Below are 20,359 nucleotides of genomic sequence, written 5' to 3'. Positions count from 1 at the left end.
CCATCGGAATATGCTCCCTGTTTTACCGCCTGCTTGTTAACTGGGATATGAACCGCGCACATGGCGGATAGGCCAGAACCGCCAAGGCCATGAGAGCACCCCCAGCCACGACTGAGACCGCGGTCACCGCCAGCGCTCCCCCCTGGGGAATAGTGATGGCGAAGAAGCGTGCCACCAGGGGGATGCAGGCACCGATGACCCCGGCCAAGGCAAAGACCAGGACCAGGAGGCCACGCCAGGAGCGCAGGGGACGGGCCACCTGAGCAAGAACCAGAACCCCCATGAAGAAGAGGATGATGGCACAGATGGACCGCTGGGCGTTCAAATCCGAAGAATCACCCCTGTCCAGACCCAACAGAGTCGGCACGAACCAGGCGGCGGACAGGATCGTCAGCCCTGTGGCAAACCCGGAGGGGAGGGCAAAAGCGACCACCCGTTTCAGGAAGCCGGGACGATAACGTCTGGTATTGGGGGCCAGAGCCAGGAAAAAGGCTGGGGTACCGATGGTCAGGGCACCAATGTAGGTGATATGACGTGGCAGATAGGGGAAGGGAATACCCGTCAGGACCACTCCCAGGGAGATGAGAGCCGAGTAGACGGTCTTGACCAGGAAGAGGCCTGCCACACGTTCCATATTGGCCATGACCTGGCGGCCCCTGGCCACGACGTCGGGCAGGTGGGAGAACCGGGAATCCACCAGGACCACCTCGGCAACCGCCTTGGTGGCCGGTGCAGCATTGCCCATCGCAATTCCCAGGTCGGCCTCTTTCAGAGCCAAGGAATCATTGACCCCATCCCCCGTCATGGCCACGGTGTGACCGCTCAGGTGAAGGGCTTGGACTATGGCCTTCTTCTGGTCCGGGAGGACGCGCCCCAGGACGTCCACCGATTCAAGGACATCAGCCAGCTCCTCCAAATTCTCGGGCAGGTCCCGGGCATCCATGGCACGCGGTTTCGCCGCACCTGTCAAGCCGACCTTATTGGCTATGGCTGCGACCGTAGCAGGATTGTCGCCGGAGATGACCCGGCAGCGGACGCCCTGATCCCTGAACCAGGCCAGTGTGGGTCCAGCGTCCTCACGGATATGCTCCGAGCAGGTAATCAGGGCCCTGGGAATCAGATCCGTAGGCAGGGCCTCGGCCTCTTGGAAGTAATCCTGGTCTGCGTCGGACTTTCGAACCGTTCCCCCATCCGCCAGCATCAGGACCCTATGGCCCTTATTTGCCAGGTCGGTCACCTGGGCCTCCACTACGGGATGTGCTTCGGCCTGGGAGGCCAGCAAGACCTCAGGAGCGCCGAAATACCAGAGCCTGCCTGACCGGTCAAGGATGGCACTCCACTTCCTCGCCGAGGAGAAGGGCAGGCGGGCCCAGACGGTTCCGGACGGGGATACCTGGGGCAGGCCCGCCATGATGGCCGTACCGGTGGCGTTGGGATTCTCCTCGGCGCAGACATCAACCAGGGGCTGGGCCAGGACATCCTGGTCGCTCTCCCCTGATGGGTCAAGGGGATGGAGGGCCTCGAAGACTATGCCCCCATCGGTGATGGTTCCTGTCTTGTCCAGGTTGAGGGCATCAACCCGGGCAAGGGTCTCCACCGACTCCATCTGCTGCACCAGGGTTTGCTTCCTGGCCAGCCGAATGGCTGCCAGGGCGAAGTTCAGTGAGGTCAGGAGCACCAGCCCCTCGGGAATCATCCCGACCACCCCGGCCACGGCAGAAACGACGGCCTGCCGCCAGGATCCGTTCGACAAGGCGGTCTGGAGCCCGCCTACGGTGCGCATCTGGGTGAAAATCAGAAGGATGCAGAGGGGTATGACCACCACGGTCATGACCTTGAGTATGGTGTTGATTCCCTCATTCAGGTCAGAATGGACCTTTTTGAAGACCTTGGCCTTGGCGGTAAGCCTGGCCGCGTAAGACCCCGCCCCGACGGCCGTGACCTCGGCCAGGGCCATGCCTGAAACAGCGGTCGAGCCCGAATAGGCCTGGTCACCCGGCTCCTTGCGGACCGTTCTGGACTCCCCTGTCAGCATGGACTCATCCAGCTCCAGCCCGTACGACTCGACGATTCGGGCATCGGCGGGAATCTGGTCGCCGGAACGAATCCAAAGCAGGTCATCGCGGACGATGGCATCATGGGAGACGCGCTGGTCGGCCCCATCCCTGCGGACGTAGTAATCCGAGGCCACCAGGATGGAGAGGTTGTCGAGGGTGTGCTTGGCTTTGAGCTCCGTGGCGATACCGATGCCGGTGTTGATGATGATGACCAGTCCGAAGACGGCATCCTTCCACTGGCCCGTCAAGAGGACCACAACCATGGCCCCCAGGATGATGGCATTGAAGAGAGTGAAGACGTTGGCCCTGACTATCTGCCCCAGGGTCCTGGACGACCTCTCCTGGCTCGTGTTGACCTGCCCGGCATCCCGGCGTTCCTGCACCTGGGAGCTGGTCAGACCGGGTTCATCGACCCGGGGAAACGTGGGGGTGTTTCCGTCTTTATACTCACTCATGCCTATTCCCCCGCCTGACCCAGGGTGACCCGTATGGCTCGGGCGTGAGGGCCGTCATCGATGATATTCTGCAGGGCGTCGGCCAAGAGCACCGGGGTGTCCTTCCCCGTATCGGCATCCAAGCTGAGCGTGGCGGCATAGTAGATGCCATCAGGACCATCTTCCCAGGTGGCCCCACTCTTCGGTATGACCGCCACAGGTATGCCGGCCTTCCTGGCCTTGGCAAGGGAGGGTGTCCAATCCCCTTGTGCCGGGGCATGAACAAGAATCAGGTCGACCTCGCGATTGACCGCATCCTCCACACCCGCCTGCTGGTCAGCGAGCGATTCCGCCTGCGAGTAGTACCCGTCCATCCGTTGCTGCTTCAGGGAGGCCAGGATGCGACTGTCCTCCTCATTGGTTCCCGCATCCGTGGGCTTGGAGGGACTCCCGACCAGTGCCACCATGATATCGGAGCGGTCAACCCCATCATGGTCAACGGTCGAAGGGTGCCAGGTATCGCCCACGGCCTGGCTGGATGGGGTGCAGGCCGTCAGGACAGTCGCCAGAATCAGGGTCAGGGACAGGGCCATCAGGGCTCGCGGAATCCGCCGCCTGCTGAAACGCAGGGTTGAAATACCGAACACGTCTGGTTCGCCTGAACCTCTCGTCATTCCTGCCATCACCGGTATTGTAGACGAAAACCACCATTTCCACCCGCAATGCGCCGACTGCTGGGGCCATCGAGTCAAAGGATGACACCTCCGCCACCGACCTCTGGGCGACCATGGCAGGGCGGGGGCGTCAACCCGGCCCGAAAAATCCACGGATGCAAGGCAGGAGCCATAACCGCGAACCTACCTGGTAAAGACCGCCATGGTCTCCACATGATGGGTCATCGGGTAGATGTCGTAGGCGTGAATATCGGCCAGCTCGTAGCCAAGCGAGAGCAGGGTTCCCGTATCCCTGGCCAGACTGGTGGGGTCACAGGCCACGTAGATGATCGTCGAGGGGGCCGCCTGATCCAGAAGTCTGCATACCTCGGCCTTGGCACCCGCACGTGGAGGGTCCAGGAGGACAAGGTCAGGATGGGACAGTGCCTTGGGCACTCCATGCCTGAGCACGCGCCCCACATCGCCCCGCCTTACCTCAGCATTGGTCATATCCGCAGCCGCGAGGTTTTCCCTGGCCCTGGTCACCGCTCCGGCAGCACCCTCCACTGCCAGAATCCGTGACCGCCCTCCGAAGGCGGCGGCCAGGGGAAGGGTGAAAAGACCAGCACCGGAATAGAGGTCCCAGACAACCGGGGCCTTCTGCTCGCCAACCCGTCTTCTTGCCTCGGTCAGGACCGCACCCGAGAGCAGGGAGGGAGCCAGCCTGTGTATCTGCCAGAACCCGCCGGCATCGACCCTGTACGTGAATGTATCCTCATCCGGGCGACCGGTGTTCGGCCGTATCTGCTCCGTCAGGGGGTCGCTCCCCTTCTCGGTTCTTCCATCAATCTGCAGGGCAAAGTTCCCATCCGTGCCTGGACCGTCCAAGGGTTCCGGCATGGCCATTCTGATTCTGCTGCCCGGCTTGAATCCGCCGTTCCAGAGGCCGAGTTCATCGGCTTGGTCGAGAAGCCGTCGCGAAGCCAGCGGCATGGACTCCAAGGCCACCCTCTCGTGGGAGCCTCGGCGCCGCATTGAGGGTCTGCCTTGGTCGTCGGCAACCAGATCTATACGGGTTCTCCAATGCAGACCATCCGGGCAGGTGCCGTCATCGGGGCGTGCGATGGGCACATCTTCAAGCCGGGTGCCACCCAATCGTCCCATCTGTTGGCGAATCAGGTCGGCCTTCCAGGTCAGTTGCCCGGGCAGGGAGACGTGGATCAGATCGGCACCACCCAGACCGCCTCCCCATGCCAGGGGGCCCGCCATCGGCCAGACCGGCTCCCGTCGGTCAGGACTGGCCTCCAGGACCTCTATCACCTCGCCCGTGCAGTACCGGTCCTGTCGCTTGTGCGGTTCATCCAGTCTGACCCTCACCAGTTCCCCCGGCAGGGCAAAACGCACGAAAACCACGCGTCCGTCCAGATGAGCCACACACCGGCCCTGGTCCGCATATCGTTCAATGCGAAGTTCAACGTCCATATTCGCCTTTCTTACAAGCCAAGGGGTATCCCCTGACGGAATCAGCCCTTGGACCGCCCGGCACCATTCGCACCTGCATCAATGCCGTCAAGCTCTTCCGTTTCAGCACCCTTGTTCCCTGGCACAGCGTGGAAGGCATGGAAGGGATCGCGCATCATCAGCCAGGAAACCCAGATGGCCAGGGCGAAAAAGGGGACGCCGAGCACCAGCCGGGCCCCGCCCAGGAGACCGACTGATCCCGCAAAGTACAGGGGAACCTGCACGGCCAGACGGATGACGAAGACCAGTATCCAAACCAGGGTGACCCTCGTATAGGCCCGAAGCAACGCAGGGTCGGACCGCCAGGATTTCAACCAGGCCCGAAATCCCGAAAGCACGGGTTCGCGCACGTACTCCACCAGGACACCTATCCCCGGAATCCTGACCAGCAGGCTGACGCCCAGTACCAGGATCCAGAACGTGTTAATCAGGAAACCCGGCAGATAGTAGTTCCTGGCATCCTTGCTCAACCAGGCCGAAATCAGACAGATGCCAACCCCCAGCAGGCCGGTCAGGGCTCCCAGGAAGGATCCTCCTTGGAGGAGTCTCAGTATCAGCTGTACCAGGGCAAGGGCACCCGACGCCATGATGGTCCAGGTCAGGCTCTCCGTTATGAGGAACACAACCAGGAACACCAGGCCCGGCAACAGGGACTCCACAATGCCGCGCCATCCGCCGATGGCCTCGTAGACCGAGAAGTCCTCATCGGCCAGGGCCGCCAGGCCGGTGTGCTTCCCATCACCCCGATCGGTGGACCGGTCATCCCGCCCCTGCACGCCCACAGACTCAGCGCACCTCGGTGAACATGGGGCCGCGTGAGAGGGTGGTCTTCACCTCGGTCTGCTGGTCAGAATCGAAAGGCCCCTCGGGCTTGTCGGGAATGGTGTCCTTGGACTTGCCGTCCTCGTCCCCGTCCTGTTCAGGAGTGACCGGGGCATGCATGGGGATCAGGTCACGCGGAGCAAGGGGCTCATTCCCCCTGACCACGACCAGGTCGGCCAGGTATTGGTCGAGCAGGTCCTTCTCCTTGCCCTTCGTTGCCGCAGGGCCGGAGAAAATGCCTCGCAGCATCCAACGTGGTCCGTCGATACCCACGACGCGGGTCATCAACTTCTTGCCACGGACCTCGACGGGAAGGGTCAACTCGCAACCGAAGACCCCATCCACTTCCTTGGACTTGGGATTGGCCTTGTGGATGTCGGCACGGATCTCCTCCCAGAGACCCAGGGACTTGGGTGCCGCGAAGGCTTCCAATTCCAGGCTGGAGGACCCATACGTCACAGTGGCACCCAGGATCTCCCCCGTCTTCCCATTGGACTTGAGCCTGAGCTGACTGCCCTGGAGGAAGGGAAGCAGCAAGGAACCGATGTCGAGGTAATCGTCATAGTCGACGGCATCCTCATCTTCGCTGTCCCAGGGACCACGATCCACACCACGTTCGCCTTCGGTCAGGCTCACGTCACCCCGTTCATCATGAGCGGACTCCTGCCTGGTCTCGCCGGTTTCCTCCGACTGGGCAGGGGCATCCTGGTCCTGTGGGTTCCGGTTTTCGCCAACCTGGTCGGAACCCTTATCCTGGCTCTTCAGGGCTTCGGAATCAGACGTTGAGGTTTCCTCATCGTGACCCTCAAGTACCTGATCCTTCTTGTGCTTCCTACCGAAACCGAACAGTCCCATGATGCCTCGTTTCCTCAGTGACGCCAATCCGGCGCCTTCATAGCCGGCCCCTGCAACCCGTCACAGGAGCCGGCCGATCGTTAATCGAGACCCAGACGAAGCTTGCCGCCGGGAATGGCGTCAAGCAGGTCACGGGTGTACTGACGCTGCGGGTGGTCGAACACCTCATCGGTGGTGGCGTGCTCAACCAACCTGCCATGCTGCATGACGACCACCTCGTCGGCGATCTGCCTGACCACGGCAAGGTCATGGGTGATGAAGAGGTAACTCAGACCACGCTCTGCCTGAAGGTCATTGAGCAGACGCAGAACCTGGTCCTGGACCAGAACGTCCAGAGCGGAAACGGCCTCATCGCAGATGATGACATCCGGATTCAGGGCCATGGCACGGGCGATGGCGATGCGCTGACGCTGACCACCGGAGAGCTCGTTGGGGTAACGCCCCATAACCGACTCCGGCATCTCCACCATGTCAAGAAGTTCGCGGACACGCTCCTCCCTGGCCTTGCGATCTCCGATCTTGTGGATGCGCAGGGGCTCCTCGATGGACCGGAAGATGGAGTACATGGGATCCAGGGATCCGTAGGGGTTCTGGAACACCGGCTGGACATGCCTGCGGAATTCCAAAAGCTCCTTGCCCTTGAATCCGGAAATGTCCTTGTTTTCGTAGGACACCTTGCCCGACGTGGGATTCAGCAGGTGGAGGACCATGTTGGCCACGGTCGACTTGCCCGAACCGGACTCCCCCACTATGGCCAGGGTGGTTCCACGCTTGACCGAGAAGGAGACATCATCGACGGCCTTGAAGAGTTCCCTCCGCTTCGGAAGCTTGAACTCCTTGGTCAGATGCTCCACCGTGATGATGTGCTCGCTGCGCTCCAGGGTCGATTCACCCTTGACGTGGTGCTCCATCAGACTCTCGGCATCCTGCCCCCGCTCCTTGGCGGAAATGATGCGCTGGGAGGCCAGGGACGGAGCGGCCTGAACAAGCCGCTTGGTGTAGGGGTGCTGCGGGTGCTGCAGGACGTCCAGGCTGGGGCCGGATTCGACCACCTGACCCTTGTACATGACCACGATGTGCTGGGCACGCTCTGCGGCCAGACCCAGGTCGTGAGTGATGAAGAGCACGGCCGTACCCAGGGAGTCGGTCAGACCCTGAAGATGATCGAGGATCTTCTTCTGAACAGTCACGTCCAGGGCGCTGGTTGGTTCATCGGCAATCAGAAGGTCAGGCCTGGAAGCCAGACCAATGGCGATCAGGGCACGCTGACGCATACCACCCGAGAACTCGTGCGGATACTGACGGGCGCGGGTGGCCGCCTCCGGCAGGCCCGCCTCGGAGAGGAGACCTGCAATACGGTCGTTCATATCCGAACCGGTCACGTGGGCCTTGGCCAGGGACCAGGCCTCGTCCTCACTCAGACCGGCCTTGATCAGGGAGCTTGCAACCCCCCACCTGGTCTCGGAGCCTACATCCCATTCTGATTTGAGGGACTCCATGACCTTGTCGGCATCCTTGACGCCGGCCCTGTCCAGGGCCGTCTTGGCGGCATCGAGGAGACCGGGCAGATCAGCTGAGGAAATGAAGAGCTCATCATCCGAAGACTTGAGCTTGACCTTCTCGGTCTCCGCCAACCGTTGGGCCAGCTTGGAGCGCTTCTCACGGGAAACGTCCATCTTGTTGGCGACCAGGGCCTCCTTGACCTGTGTTCCGATCTTCCAGACCGGATTCAGGTTGCTCATCGGATCCTGGGGTACCAGGCCAATCTGGGAACCACGGAGGTCCTCATACTCCTTGGAGCTCAGCCCGACCAGCTCTCGGTCGTGCAGCTTGATGCTGCCGCCGACCACCCTGCCGGTGCCGGGGAGAAGGCCCAGCACACCCATGGCGGAGGTGGACTTACCCGAACCCGACTCCCCCACGATGGCAACCCACTGCCCCGGGTAGACGCTGAAAGAGGCGTTGCGAACCGCATGGACATCCCGCCCGTCCGAGGTGAAGTCGACCTTGAGGTCCTTCACCTCCAGGAGAGGACTGGAGGCTTCAGGGGTTGGCTGCTCAGCCTGTTGATTTGCAAAGCTATCTTCTTGACTCATGCTTCCTCCACTCAGGCCGTTCTGCTCTTCGGATCCAATGCATCCTTGACCGCATCACCCATCATGATGAAGGCCAGGACCGTAATGGCCAAGGCTGCGGACGGATAGAAGAGGACCGAGGGATTGGTGGTCAGAAGGCTCTGTGCCGTCGAAATGTCGCCGCCCCAGGAGACCACGCTTGAGGGCAGACCCACGCCCAGGAAGCTCAGTGTCGCCTCGGAGACGATGTAGGTACCCATTGACGTGGTGGCCATGACGATGATAGGGGCCAGGGAGTTGGGCATGATGTGCCTGAAGAGGTTGCGCACCGGAGTGGAGCCCAGGGCCGTCGAGGCCGTGTTGAACTCCAGGTTCTTCGCCTCCATGACCGCACTCCTCGTTATGCGGGCCATGTTGACCCACCCGAACAGGGTCAAGGTGAAGATGATCTTCCACAGGGAGGTGGAGGTGCGGAACATCTGCAGGAGGACGATTGCGCCCAGCAACATGGGGATGGCGAAGAAGATGTCGGTGATTCGGCTCAGCAGGCCATCGACCCAGCCTCCGAAGAAGCCCGCCAATGCGCCAATCAGACCGCCGATCAGGGTGACCAGGATGGTGGTCATGATGCCGATGGAGACCGAGGTTCGGGCCCCATAGACCACACGGCTGTACACATCGCATCCCTGAAGATCGAACCCGAAGGGGTGGCCTGCGCGGCTAGGCTCAAGGGAGTCGTTCAGGTTGCAGACAACGGGGTCTTGCTTGGTGAAGAGCGACGGGAAGAGGGCCACAACGATTACGAAAATGGCCAGAATCGCCGAGATGATGAAGAGGGGGTTCCTCCGCAGGGTCCTCCAGGCATCCACCCACATGCTGGTGGGAGGGACATCGTCATCCACGGAGTCCACCGCACGCAGGGGCGTCTCCTCGGTGGGTGCGACGAAGCGCTCCTGACCGGGCAGGGGGTCCGGGAAGAAGACCTCGGCCTGACTCTCGTTCATTGAATCGAATTCGTTCATTGTCATATCAGTCATATCAACCATGGCCCTTTCACGCGTACCTGATACGCGGGTCGAGGACCGCATAGAGCATATCGACCAGGAGGCTGCAGACCACGAAGATCATGACCAGGATGGTGACCAGGGAGACCACCAGGGTCCCCTCACCACGTGTGATCGCCTGAAACAGCGTGTTGCCCACGCCCTGGATGTTGAAGATTCGTTCCGTGATCATGGCGCCTCCCATGAGTGCACCGATGTCGGCGCCCAGGTAGGTCACAACCGGAATCAGGGAGTTACGGAGAACATGGCGGCCGATGACCTTGGAGTTGCTCATACCCTTTGCTCTGGCCGTACGTACGTAATCCTCGGAGATGTTCGAGGTGATCTCGGTTCTCGTCAGTCGGATGATCGAAGCCATGGATACCGATCCCAGCACCACTGCAGGCATGAGCAGATCGACGAAACCGGGTGAGGCCCCGGCTGTGACCGGAAGGATGTGCCACTTTACACCACAGAGATACTGCAGGATGAAGCCGGTGACGAAGGTGGGCACCGAAATCAGGAGGAGTGAGAGGACCAGGATGACGCTGTCGGACCACCGACCCTTGTTCAGGCCACCGATGATGCCGAAGATGACGCCGAAGACACCCTCGAAGACGAAAGCCATCAATGCGAGCTTGATGGTCACCGGGAAGGCCCTGCCGATGACGGCGATCACGGGCTGCCCCGAGAAGGTGTTGCCGAAGTTCAGGGTCAGGGCGTTCTTGAGGAAGAGGACGTACTGAACGATGAACGGTTTGTCGAGATTGTACTCCGAACGTATCTGTGCAGCCACCGCCTGATTGACCGGCTTGTCTCCGAACATGGCGGCCACGGGGTCGCCGGGAAGCGCAAAGACCAGTGCGTAGATCAGCAGGGTGGTGCCGAGAACGACGGGGATCATCTGCAGAATACGCCGCAGAAGATATTTACCCATCGGCTTTTCTCCTTTATAGTCCGCGACCTGGGCTGACATTGGGACCCGGTCGCCTCAAAAATACTTGTACGAGTCTACCAGTACACCTCAACAGGGCCTGCCGAGACCCCATCCGGCCGGCTGTGCCGGGGTGCTGGATGGAAAAACCGGTGCGGACATCACTCATCCGCACCGGTTCAGACCGCTTCCCTGTCGACTGTACCGATCAGGGAAACAGTATCAGACCAAAATCACTTGCTGAGTTCGGAGTATTCGGGGACGCCCTTCCAGTTGAAGGTGAAGCCCTGAATATCCTTGGCAGCAATGCCGTTGGCGTTCCTGTAGTACAGCGGAATGGCAGGCAGGTCCTCGAAGAGGATCTGCTCGGCCTGCTGATAGATCTTGTTGGCCTCGTCAAGGCTCTTGGCGGAGGCCGCCTTGGTCAGCAGCTGGTCGAACTCGGGGTTCTTGTAGTCGCCATCGTTGGATCCCTTGCCGTCGGCCGCCGAGGAAGCGAAGTTGCTCAGCAGGTAGGACTCGGGTGAGGGGTAATCGGGCTGCCAGCCGGAGCGGAAGGCCGAATCGGTGAACTTGCGGTTCTGGACGTTGCTACGGAACTCGTTGAAGGTGGGCAGGGGGTTGCCGGCTGCGTTGATCTTCAGCGTGTTCTTGATGGAGTTGGTGACAGCGTCGTAGACCTCTTTGTGGGCACCATCGGCGTTGTAGGCGATCTTGAAGGAGTCGGCCTCGGTCCAGGGGCTGATCTTGTTGGCCTCTTCCCAGAGCTCGTTCGCCTTGTCGGGGTTGTACTTCAGCACGTCGGAGCCCTTGATGTTCTTGGAGTAACCGGGGATGACGGGCGAGGTGAAGTCGTGAACCTCCTGGCCGGTGTCGGCGAGCACCTTCTTGATGATCGCGTTGCGGTCGATGGCCATGGAGATGGCCTGGCGGCGGAGCTTGCCTTCCTGATCCTCACCGAAGTGCTTCATGTAGGTCGGCACGGTGAACATCTGAAGGACCGAACCTGGATCATTGATGGCCTGAACGGAGCCGTTGGTCTGGAAGGTCCTGCGGTCGGAAGACGGGATGGTGTCCAGAACGTCCAGATGTCCGGCCTCGACGTCGCGGAATGCCGCGGTCGGGTCGAGGTAGGCACGGAACTCGATTCCGCCGTTCTTCACCTTGACGTCGCCCTTGTAGTTCTCATCCTTGACGACCTTGATGAACTTGTTGTGGCTCCAGGAGTCGAACTTGTAGGGGCCAACGGTCACCGGCTTCTCGCCGAAGGCCTTGGTGTCCTTGTAGAAGGACTCGGGCAGGGGCGCGAAGGCGGTGTAGCCGACCTGGATCGGGAAGGTGGACGAGGCCTCGTTCAGATCCACGGTGAAGGTCTTGTCGTCGACGACCTTGAGACCGGAGAGCTGGGCGTCAGGTGCGACATCATCGCCCTGCAACTCGTCAAAGCCCTTGATGTCCGTGAAGAAGCTCGACCCCAGCTGCTTGTTAGCAGCATTGGCGGCAAACGACCAGGCCTTGGTGAAGGACTGCGGCGTCACTGGGGTGCCATCGGAGAACTTCCATCCGTCCTTGAGTGTGACGGTGTACTGCGTGTTGTCGTCGTTGGCCTTGATCTCCTTGGCGATCTCGTTCTTCGGCTTGCCCTTGTCATCAAACCGGACCAGCTTCGAGAAGAGGATATCGATGGGGTTGCCACCGCCTACCTCATTGGTCATGCTGGGGATCAGGGGGTTGGCGGGTTCTGGGTTGAACACACTGATCATGGTGTTGTTTCCGCCCTTGGCATCTGCGCTGCCAGCGGAATCGCCCGAACCACCGCAGGCGCTGAGCAGGAGCGCCATGGAGCACATACCTGCAGCAGCAATGGTAAGAACCGATTGCTTCTTCATAAACTTGCTTCTTCCTTTGTATTCCTGTTGGTACGAGGCGAGAAAGGAGATTTTGTCCTCTTCCCCGCAACGAATAATAATCTAAATCACGTAACGCCTATGTGAGCGAGGTTATCCAACATAGCGGACGGATCTGGTCAGAATCAATTATCTTGCTCCTCCCTGGACAGGTCCCAGAAGGAGGGCCATCCGTTCCATCCCGGTACCATCCCCCGGACCCTTCTGGACCCTGCACCGACATTGTTGGCGGTGAAGAGCGGGATGGACGGAAGGTCCTCCAGGAGGGTCTCTTCCGCCTCCTGATAGAGCCCATTCGCCTCATCGACACCCTGGGCCTCGCCGGCCTTCTTCAAGAGATTCTCGAACACCGGACTGGCATACCCGGAAGGGTCACGGCCTTGCAGAACATCCGAACCGGTCGGGGAACTCGTACCATCACCGATTGTCACGAACCCTTGATTCAGGTAAGCCTCCGGCGAGGGGTAGTCAGGCAGGATCCGGGTAGAGAATGCAGCCTGACCGTACTCCCCCCTGTCGAGTCCAGACAGAAGTGCGGCCCTGGTGGGAACCGTCCTGACTTCAACATCGATGTCCAGGGCGTCCCGAACCGATGCCGCCAGTCCCTCGTAAAAGACCCCGGTGCCCTCCTCGGTCACGCAGACCAGGGGCAGGGAACGGCCGTGTGGCCACATCCTGATGGCATCGGCCTGGGACCAGGCTTCCCTGGCCGCCCCGGCACGGTACCTCAGGTGCTCTTCCCCCTTCAGGTCCTCGGACCAGCCGGGAATCGCCGGAGAAGTGAAGTCAGTGGGTTGCTGGGCCAGGTTGTCGAGGGTTTCCTCGATCAGGGTTCGCCTGTCTATGGCCATGGAGATGGCCCGACGGCGCAGACGTCCTTCCCGGTCCTGCCCGAAGTGCTCCATACCGGTCGGGATGGTCAGCAGTTCAATTCCGGACCCGGCCTTGTTGTAGGACTGCAGACTGGAGTCCTCGACGAAACTCTTGCGTGCCGAGTCGGGGACCGTGGTGATTACATCCAGTCTTCCGGCCTGCACATCAGACAAGGCCGAGGCAGGATCGGAATAGACCATGAAGTCCACCCCCGCATTCCTAATGCCGATATCACCGGTGTAGGTGGCACTCCTGCGGATTTTCACCACTTTCTGGTGGGTCCAGGACTCGAAGCGATAGGGACCGGAGGTGACCGGTCGACTGCCGAAGGCCCCGGGATCCTTGTAGAAGGATTGCGGTAGGGGTGCATAGGCCAGGGCCCCTACCAGGATGGGGAACGTCGCGGAGGGAGCGCTCAGGTCGACCGTGAAGGTCAGGTCGTCGACAATCTTCAGGCCGGAAAGCTGGGCATCCTTGGGGGTTCCGGCCTGCTGCAGGTCCTCATACCCCCTGATGTTGGAGAAGAGCATGGATCCGGCCTGCCCATTGACGGGATTGGCCGCCCAGGACCAGGCCATGGTGAAGGAGGAGGACCTGACCGGACTTCCGTCCGAGAAGGACCGGCCGTCGACCAACCTGATTGTGTAGCGCGTCATCCGCTCATTGTGGGTGATTTCCTCGGCAAGGTCATTCTGCGGTTTGCCCTTGCTGTCGAACCGGACCAGACGGGAGAACATGGCGTTGACCAGCTGACCACCGCACTCGTCCGCCGTGTCGCTCGGAATCAGGGGCCTTGAGGGCTCGCAACCATACACCTTGATGATGGTGCCGGGGAGGGGCTGTTCGGTGGTCTGGGCGAGGTCCTCCGCATCAGTGCCGCCACACCCACCCAAGGCAAGGGAACAGGCCATGACCGCAACAAGTGCCTTACCGATTCTCTTCTTCATCACACACCACTCCTGCCCACTGTAACCAGCAAGTAAAAACGTGACCCTGCCCACATGATTGGCTACAGCGACCACCCTGCCCGGGGCTTTGACACCCCCGCATGCAGCACCGTTCATTGCTTTGCGGCTGTGGGCCTTTCGCAAAACGCCTCCACCACTGAACCTTAAAGGAAGCCCCATCCATATCGTCAGGCCCGGCCATAAACGTTCAGGCTCTGGGAAAGGCCAACCGATAGCGCTGACGCAGCTGCTCGATGGAAACATGCGTATAGCGTTGGGTGGTCCTCAAGGAGGAGTGTCCCAGCATCTCCTGAACCTCACGCAGATCCGCGCCGCCGTCCAGCATCTGGGTGGCGGCCGTATGACGCAGGGAATGAGGGGCGATGTCGGGAACCTGCGCCCGGTCGGCGGCTTCATGGACCACCTGTCGTACCTGACGCTGACCTATCCGGCGACCGCGCACACCAAGAAAGAGAGCCTGGTCGTCATGAACCACCCCTACCCCACCGGTACGTTCAATCAGCCGTGGCCTCCCCCCGTCAAGCCATCCATCCAGGGCCCGCTCGGCAGGAAGTCCGTAGGGAACGACCCGTTCCTTGCGCCCCTTGCCCAGGACCTTGACGGTCCGAGACCGGGTGTTCAGATCGACCAGGTCCAGCCCGCACAGCTCGGCAACCCGCATCCCGGTCGCATACAGCAGTTCCAGCATGGCTGCATCCCTGAGCTGGATGATTCCGGTCATGTCATCATCCGCACCGTCCTCGACCGGGGACTCTTCCACACGGTCCATCAGACGTTCGGCCTGGTTTCCGGTCAGAACCCGGGGCAGATGCTCCGACTGTTTGGGGGTCTTCAGTCCCTGGGCCGGGTCCGTCTCAATCAGGTCATGGTCGGCCAGGTAGGCGAAGAAGGAACGGATGGCTGCGGTCTTCCGAGCCATGGTGGACCGGGCATGGGACCGTGTTTCATGAGCCAGCCAGGACCGGAGGGTGGAGAGGTCCGTTTCGTTCAGATCCCTGATGCCCCGCAGTTCCATCAGGTGCAGGAAGGACGCCACATCGGTCCGGTAGGAACGAACCGTATTCGGGCTCCGTCCCAGGACCTGGTCCAGATAGCGGGTGTATCCGTCCAGTTCTCGTTCAAAGGCCATCTGACACCTCCCATCCGGCCCAACCTAGTCTACCCGGGGCGGGACGCATATACTGGTCCCGGAGGTGACCATGCACTTGCCGAAAGAGATACCACCTGGTGTCCGTATTGTGGCCAGAACGGTCGAAGGGCGGGACCCGGAGGATGGGCGCCTCAAATTCCGCGACTACATAGGCCATGTCATTTCCTGGGACGGAACCACTCTGGACCTGAGCAGGGACCCGTCGGCCAACGGTTCGCGCGAAGCCCAGAAGGTTCGGTTGACGGCCGCTTCGATAGTCGGACTCAAACCCATTCCTGAGCGCAGATACCCTGCAGGGCACCATGACATGGATCAGGCGGGACTCAGTGACACCAATCCGGTCCAGGACCAACCGAACGAGGATTGAGGACTCAGTCACCGATGGTCGGGAGCTGGACGACCCTGGCCTGGTGGGTGGTCAGGAAGACCTCGACCTCCTGTCCCCGCCTCGCTGATTCCAAGAGCTCGGATCGCCAGCCCTCATCACTGAGTGCCAGCTCGAACCTGTTGTCCTCCTGGTCTGCACCGGCCAGCTCCGCCTTGTAGTCCCTGAAGGGACGGGCCTGGGTGAAGAAGTCATGGATGCCAGACCTGTTCCACCCCTCCGAGCCCCGGAGATTCTTGGCCACGGCACTCAGCCTGATGGCCATATCGTCCAGCAGGCCGGCCACCTGATCGGCATCTTCATCCACCATGGCCTCGGTCCTGTCGGGATCGGTCAGGGCCACCCGGGTCATGTCACGCCAGGACCCCGCCGCCAGGGCAGCGGCTATATTCCTGTCATCCGAATCCACCAGGAGGTTGGCCAGGGCGGTGGCCACCACGTGGGGCATGTGCGATATCAGAGCGGCCGCCCTGTCATGTGTCTGGTCATCAAGGGCAATCAGTCGGTTCCCCAACCCCTGGGTGACCATATCCGCCACGGTCAGGAAACGGCCGTAATCAGTGTTCTCATCTACGGTCAGGGCCCAAAGTGCCCCTTCGAGAAGATCAGGGTCGGAAGCCTCGTAGCCGGAGAACTCGCTACCTGCCATCGGGTGCCCACCCACATATTGGTCGGACAGACCGGCTTCACGAACCTGCTGGCGGACCAGGCCCTTGACACTGCCCACATCGGTCAGGGTGGTTCCGCGAGTCAGGACTGGGGCCAGACGACCCAGCATCTCAGGCATGGCCTTGAGCGGGGTGGCCAAAACCAGCACATCAGGCTTGCCCTGGGCCAGCTCCTCCAGGGTCTCCACGCAGTGGATGCCCTCGGACCTGGCTGCCTCGTATGGGCGGTCCGTATGATTCCAGGCCACCACGAACCTGCCCTGCCGCGCCAGGCGTCTTGCCAGCGACCCGCCGATCAGCCCCAGACCTGCAATCGCGATCTTGTGGGCCGATGTCAGAATGGGCGATGCCGTCATACCAGCCATGGGGTGCATTGCATCCGGCCCGGTCGCAAGGCCGTCACCGTGGGCATGGACGGACCCCGCCTGCAGTTGTTGGTCCTCTACCATAACAACTCCTTATCAACCCCCGACTTGTCCAGGTTACGTTCCCTCCAGGCACCTGCCCTGGGCAGCATCCAGTCCGGTATGGGAGGATCGGGGCGCTCCATCCGGGGATATACGGCCAGGGTTTTGATCCAGTCGCCCAGGTCCAGAAGATCCTGCATGACACCACCCAGGGCAGGCTCCCAGGGGGCCGCATCGATGGTGGCGATGAAACTGTATGTCCCGTCGTTGCCTTTGATGGGGCGGGACATGAAGGATGTCATGTTCAGCCCCGCATCACGGAACCGATCCAGGAGGTCGGCAAGAACACCCGATCCAGTATGGAGCGGAATGAAGGCGATGATGGACTCGAACTCGCGTAAAGGCCTGGACCCGGGACCTTCGCCTGCACCGGCACCCTTCGCACCTTCGACCTCAGACCGCCCGAACATGGCCCTGGCCAGACCGGTTATCTCCTCCCGGGGGGCCAGAAGAAGGAAGTCCGTGCGGGCACCCTGATAGTCCTGAACCTCGCGCCTGTAGGTCTGTAAACCATACAGGCCCCCACAGAGTCTGGGCCCCAGGGCCACCTGATCCTGCCCCAGGTCACGGCAGGCCGCTGCATTGGAGGATGCCGCCTCCTCCGCCAACCCGATGTCACGAATGAATCCGCGGCACTGTGCCAGGCCATGCGGATGAGCGCTGACCGAGCTCAGCCTCCCATGGTCAGGGCGAACAAAGGCATCAAATACGATGGGGAGACTTGTCCTGCCGAACCCGGCCACATTCGTGGAATCGATCAGGGCATCCATGTTGGGGATGACATGACCCTCAACGTTGCTTTCCCAGGCGATGATTCCCCAGCATCCGCCGGATTCCACCGCTTCGACGATCCGGGTGGCCCGGTCGCAGGGCACCAGATCGACCTGCCGCCCCAGGGAGGCTTTCAAGGAGGCGGAGGCCTCAACAGCGGCCTGATGGGTGAACGACCCTTGGGGGCCGAGATAGCACAACCCGACTGAAGAATTCCGATCGGAGCTCATGCCTTGACTTCTTTCGTGGAGGCGGTTCCTGCTACCTGATGCCCATCATGGTCCTGACCAGCTTCCTCCCCGGGTTCGGAGACCGGCCACTCCCTGATGATCCCATCATCGAACCAGGTCCTGGGAAGGCAGAGCGCCAGGAACTGAATCAGTACCAGTCCCCCCATCCAGAGGAACACGGCGTACTTGGCAAAAAAGCTCGGGAAGTCGGCATAGGGCATGAGTACATCCCCACCGGGCCCTCTCATGGACAGGGCCCAGACGACCATCGTGGAGGCCACCAGGTGGAGGGACAGGCCCAGGGTGCCGGAATCGTTACGGACCCACCAGGAGGCCAGGGCCACCAGAAGGTAAGCCAGGGCCATCCCCCAGGGAATGCCGGCGGCCGCCCCGGATCGTTGGACCAGGGTGCCCAGGGTGCCCACCAAAACACCAATGACCAGGGCCAGAAGATACCGACTGGGTCGGATCGCCTGACGCCTGGTCACCTGCTGCTTCCCACCGGCATCCTCATCATCGGCATGGATTGTGTCATGCTGTCTTGCCATGGGAATCAGCCTAGTCCGACCCGGTCACCGAAGCCTCGACCGGGTCGGGTCGTGTCACTTCTTGTTGGCGCGACGCTGGCGGGCATTCCACTTGTACCAGGCGTCACGGTCCAGGATGATCTTGCGCACGCGGATGGACTCGGGTGTTACCTCAACGCACTCATCGTCATTGGCGAAGTCCAGGGACTCCTCCAGGCTCATCTGGATGGGCGGGGTCAGGGTCTCCAGAACATCAGCCGTGGCGGAGCGCATGTTGGTCATGTGCTTCTCCAGGGTGATGTTGATATCCAGGTCCCCGGGCTTGTTGTTGATGCCGACGATCTGTCCCTCGTAAACCGGCGACTGCGGATTGACGAAGAAGTCACCACGGGCCTGGAGCTTCTGCATGGCGTAGGGGCTGGCCTTACCCGAGCGGTCTGAGACCATGGACCCGTTCTGACGGGTCTTGATCTCACCGGCCCAGGGAGCATATCCGGCCGAGATGGAGGACGATATACCCGTGCCGCGGGTGGCGGTCAGCAGGGCCGTACGGAAGCCCAGAAGACCACGGGAGGGAACGGTGAACTGCATCCGCACCCAGCCGGATCCGTGATTGGTCATCGTGTCCATCCGGCCCTTGCGGTCGGCCATGAGCTGGGTCACGGCACCCATATACTCCTCGGGCACATCGATGGTGTCGGACTCCATGGGCTCCTGGACCTTGCCGTCGACCGTCTTGGTGACCACCTGGGGGCGGCCCACGGTCAGCTCATAGCCTTCACGGCGCATCTGCTCGGCCAGAACGGCCAAGGCCAGCTCACCGCGGCCCTGAACCTCCCAGGCATCCGGACGGTCGGTGGGGATGACCTTGATGGAGACATTGCCGATCAGCTCGCGGTCCAGGCGGTCCTTGAGCATGCGGGCGGTCAGCTTGTGGTCCTTGCCCTCGGTTCCCGCCAGGGGCGAATCGTTGGTGCCGAAGGTCATGGAGACGGCCGGGTCGTCAACGTGAATCAGGGGCAGGGGCTTCGGGTCGCTCTGGTCGACGATGGTCTCGCCAATCATGATGTCATCGACACCTGCAACGGCCACGATATCGCCGGGGCCTGCCTCGTCCACGGGGAACCGATCCAGCCCCTTGGTGCGCAGAATCTCGGTCAGCTTGAAGTTCTCGATGGAGCCGTCCACGCGGGAGAGCCCATACTGCTTGCCCTTGAGCAGGGTTCCGTTGTAGATGCGGACCAGGCCCAGACGGCCCAGATAATCCGAGGCGTCGATGTTGGTCACATGGGCCTGAAGGGGGGCGCCCTCCTCGTACTCAGGGGCGGGGATGTTGGTCAGGATGGACTCGAAGAGCGGCTCCAGATCATCATTGTCGGGTACATCGCCGTCTGCAGGCTGGTTGAGCGATGCCTTACCGGCCTTTGCCGCGCAGTAGATGACGGGGAGGTCCAGAAGGGAGTCCAGATCGAGGTCCACCCCCTCCTCGCTCACATCCTGGGCCAGACCCAGAAGGAGGTCGGTGGACTCGGAGACCACTTCGGAGATACGCGCATCGGGACGGTCGGTCTTGTTGATGACCAGGATGACGGGCAGCTTGGCCTCCAGGGCCTTGCGCAGGACGAACCGGGTCTGGGGCAGGGGCCCCTCCGAGGCATCGACCAGCAGGACAACACCATCGACCATGGAGATGCCGCGTTCCACCTCGCCACCGAAATCGGCGTGGCCAGGGGTATCAACCACATTGATGGTGATGCCATCCGGCTGCCCGAGCTTGGGGGCCAGGGGGCCGGTGTACTTGACGGCGGTGTTCTTGGCCAGGATTGTGATGCCCTTCTCGCGCTCCAGGTCATTGGAGTCCATGACCCGGTCGGGCACCTCCTCGCGATCGGAGAAGACGTGCGACTGCTGGAGCATGGCATTGACCAGGGTGGTCTTGCCGTGATCAACGTGTGCCACAATCGCAACATTTCGTATATCGCCGCGTACCGCCATCAATACCTCATTCTCGTAAGTGCT

The 20,359-nt window shown here is 61.5% G+C and carries 16 protein-coding genes; 1 reads left to right on the top strand and 15 read right to left on the bottom strand.

All coding sequences use genetic code 11. From position 1 onward, the window contains the following. Positions 1–22: 22 nt before the first annotated feature. The 11 genes from H3V08_RS01920 to H3V08_RS01870 all read right to left on the bottom strand — a co-directional run bounded on the left by H3V08_RS01920 (position 23) and on the right by H3V08_RS01870 (position 15,271). A complete protein-coding gene (locus tag H3V08_RS01920; RefSeq protein WP_198181427.1) occupies positions 23–2,512 on the bottom strand; it encodes an HAD-IC family P-type ATPase in 2,490 nt (829 codons plus the stop codon). A 2-nt stretch (positions 2,513–2,514) separates the two neighbouring features. Next, the gene (locus H3V08_RS01915; protein ID WP_198181426.1) at positions 2,515–3,174 is read right to left on the bottom strand and encodes a hypothetical protein; all 660 of its coding nucleotides are present in this window, start codon (positions 3,172–3,174) and stop codon (positions 2,515–2,517) included. 174 nt (positions 3,175–3,348) lie between these two features. Continuing rightward, positions 3,349–4,626 carry a class I SAM-dependent RNA methyltransferase gene (locus H3V08_RS01910; RefSeq protein WP_198181425.1) on the bottom strand — a complete coding sequence of 426 codons (1,278 nt, stop codon included), beginning with the start codon at positions 4,624–4,626 and terminating at the stop codon, positions 3,349–3,351. Between the two features lie 41 nt (positions 4,627–4,667). Beyond that, complete coding sequence (locus tag H3V08_RS01905) at positions 4,668–5,447, bottom strand: DUF3159 domain-containing protein (RefSeq protein ID WP_332461776.1); 780 nt, start codon at positions 5,445–5,447, stop codon at positions 4,668–4,670. A 4-nt stretch (positions 5,448–5,451) separates the two neighbouring features. After that, positions 5,452–6,342 carry a DUF3710 domain-containing protein gene (locus tag H3V08_RS01900; protein WP_198182083.1) on the bottom strand — a complete coding sequence of 297 codons (891 nt, stop codon included), beginning with the start codon at positions 6,340–6,342 and terminating at the stop codon, positions 5,452–5,454. Between the two features lie 80 nt (positions 6,343–6,422). After that, positions 6,423–8,438 carry a dipeptide ABC transporter ATP-binding protein gene (locus H3V08_RS01895; RefSeq protein WP_198181424.1) on the bottom strand — a complete coding sequence of 672 codons (2,016 nt, stop codon included), beginning with the start codon at positions 8,436–8,438 and terminating at the stop codon, positions 6,423–6,425. A gap of 11 nt (positions 8,439–8,449) precedes the next feature. After that, positions 8,450–9,439, bottom strand: coding sequence for an ABC transporter permease (locus H3V08_RS01890; protein ID WP_232340253.1), 990 nt, complete (start codon positions 9,437–9,439; stop codon positions 8,450–8,452). Between the two features lie 31 nt (positions 9,440–9,470). Next, entirely contained in the window at positions 9,471–10,397 is a 927-nt protein-coding gene (locus H3V08_RS01885; RefSeq protein WP_045921180.1) for an ABC transporter permease, read from the bottom strand. Between the two features lie 230 nt (positions 10,398–10,627). Next, complete coding sequence (locus tag H3V08_RS01880) at positions 10,628–12,283, bottom strand: peptide ABC transporter substrate-binding protein (protein WP_198181422.1); 1,656 nt, start codon at positions 12,281–12,283, stop codon at positions 10,628–10,630. A 143-nt stretch (positions 12,284–12,426) separates the two neighbouring features. Further along, positions 12,427–14,121: a peptide ABC transporter substrate-binding protein gene (locus tag H3V08_RS01875; protein WP_198182082.1), complete on the bottom strand. Its 1,695-nt coding sequence runs from the start codon at positions 14,119–14,121 to the stop codon at positions 12,427–12,429. A 208-nt stretch (positions 14,122–14,329) separates the two neighbouring features. Beyond that, a complete protein-coding gene (locus tag H3V08_RS01870; RefSeq protein ID WP_198181421.1) occupies positions 14,330–15,271 on the bottom strand; it encodes a tyrosine recombinase XerC in 942 nt (313 codons plus the stop codon). Positions 15,272–15,341: 70 nt separating this feature from the next. On the opposite strand from H3V08_RS01870, the gene H3V08_RS01865 reads away from it, so the two are divergent. After that, positions 15,342–15,659, top strand: a complete 318-nt coding sequence (locus H3V08_RS01865; protein ID WP_232340057.1) for a DUF6725 family protein — start codon at positions 15,342–15,344, stop codon at positions 15,657–15,659. 4 nt (positions 15,660–15,663) lie between these two features. Here the strand turns inward: H3V08_RS01865 and H3V08_RS01860 are convergent, their stop codons facing one another. The 4 genes from H3V08_RS01860 to typA all read right to left on the bottom strand — a co-directional run bounded on the left by H3V08_RS01860 (position 15,664) and on the right by typA (position 20,335). Beyond that, positions 15,664–16,701 (bottom strand): prephenate dehydrogenase, encoded by a 1,038-nt coding sequence (locus tag H3V08_RS01860; RefSeq protein ID WP_198182081.1) that lies wholly within the window; start codon positions 16,699–16,701, stop codon positions 15,664–15,666. Between the two features lie 86 nt (positions 16,702–16,787). Beyond that, on the bottom strand, positions 16,788–17,813 hold the full coding sequence (locus H3V08_RS01855; RefSeq protein WP_198181420.1) for a prephenate dehydratase domain-containing protein: 1,026 nt from the start codon (positions 17,811–17,813) through the stop codon (positions 16,788–16,790). Next, positions 17,810–18,361 carry a hypothetical protein gene (locus tag H3V08_RS01850; RefSeq protein WP_051875616.1) on the bottom strand — a complete coding sequence of 184 codons (552 nt, stop codon included), beginning with the start codon at positions 18,359–18,361 and terminating at the stop codon, positions 17,810–17,812. The genes H3V08_RS01855 and H3V08_RS01850 overlap by 4 nt, the downstream gene beginning before the upstream one ends. 54 nt (positions 18,362–18,415) lie before the next feature. Further along, positions 18,416–20,335, bottom strand: coding sequence for a translational GTPase TypA (gene typA, locus H3V08_RS01845; protein ID WP_033497193.1), 1,920 nt, complete (start codon positions 20,333–20,335; stop codon positions 18,416–18,418). Positions 20,336–20,359 lie beyond the last annotated feature (24 nt).

This window comes from Bifidobacterium sp. M0307, assembly GCF_016100445.1.
In the GTDB taxonomy this organism is placed as follows: domain Bacteria; phylum Actinomycetota; class Actinomycetes; order Actinomycetales; family Bifidobacteriaceae; genus Bombiscardovia; species Bombiscardovia coryneformis.
Note: the sequence above shows the minus strand (reverse complement) of the source record. Positions and strands in the feature narration are given on the sequence as shown.

What these genes read in the sequence shown, in the direction of transcription:
- H3V08_RS01885 (WP_045921180.1), bottom strand. Translation starts at nt 10,397, where the DNA reads ATGGGTAAATATCTTCTGCGGCGTATTCTGCAGATGATCCCCGTCGTT.
- H3V08_RS01850 (WP_051875616.1), bottom strand. Translation starts at nt 18,361, where the DNA reads ATGGCAAGACAGCATGACACAATCCATGCCGATGATGAGGATGCCGGT.
- H3V08_RS01855 (WP_198181420.1), bottom strand. Translation starts at nt 17,813, where the DNA reads ATGAGCTCCGATCGGAATTCTTCAGTCGGGTTGTGCTATCTCGGCCCC.
- H3V08_RS01860 (WP_198182081.1), bottom strand. Translation starts at nt 16,701, where the DNA reads ATGACGGCATCGCCCATTCTGACATCGGCCCACAAGATCGCGATTGCA.
- H3V08_RS01890 (WP_232340253.1), bottom strand. Translation starts at nt 9,439, where the DNA reads ATGAACGAATTCGATTCAATGAACGAGAGTCAGGCCGAGGTCTTCTTC.
- H3V08_RS01865 (WP_232340057.1), top strand. Translation starts at nt 15,342, where the DNA reads ATGCACTTGCCGAAAGAGATACCACCTGGTGTCCGTATTGTGGCCAGA.
- H3V08_RS01910 (WP_198181425.1), bottom strand. Translation starts at nt 4,626, where the DNA reads ATGGACGTTGAACTTCGCATTGAACGATATGCGGACCAGGGCCGGTGT.
- H3V08_RS01870 (WP_198181421.1), bottom strand. Translation starts at nt 15,271, where the DNA reads ATGGCCTTTGAACGAGAACTGGACGGATACACCCGCTATCTGGACCAG.
- H3V08_RS01915 (WP_198181426.1), bottom strand. Translation starts at nt 3,174, where the DNA reads ATGGCAGGAATGACGAGAGGTTCAGGCGAACCAGACGTGTTCGGTATT.
- H3V08_RS01900 (WP_198182083.1), bottom strand. Translation starts at nt 6,342, where the DNA reads ATGGGACTGTTCGGTTTCGGTAGGAAGCACAAGAAGGATCAGGTACTT.
- H3V08_RS01880 (WP_198181422.1), bottom strand. Translation starts at nt 12,283, where the DNA reads ATGAAGAAGCAATCGGTTCTTACCATTGCTGCTGCAGGTATGTGCTCC.
- H3V08_RS01875 (WP_198182082.1), bottom strand. Translation starts at nt 14,121, where the DNA reads ATGAAGAAGAGAATCGGTAAGGCACTTGTTGCGGTCATGGCCTGTTCC.
- H3V08_RS01920 (WP_198181427.1), bottom strand. Translation starts at nt 2,512, where the DNA reads ATGAGTGAGTATAAAGACGGAAACACCCCCACGTTTCCCCGGGTCGAT.
- typA (WP_033497193.1), bottom strand. Translation starts at nt 20,335, where the DNA reads ATGGCGGTACGCGGCGATATACGAAATGTTGCGATTGTGGCACACGTT.
- H3V08_RS01895 (WP_198181424.1), bottom strand. Translation starts at nt 8,438, where the DNA reads ATGAGTCAAGAAGATAGCTTTGCAAATCAACAGGCTGAGCAGCCAACC.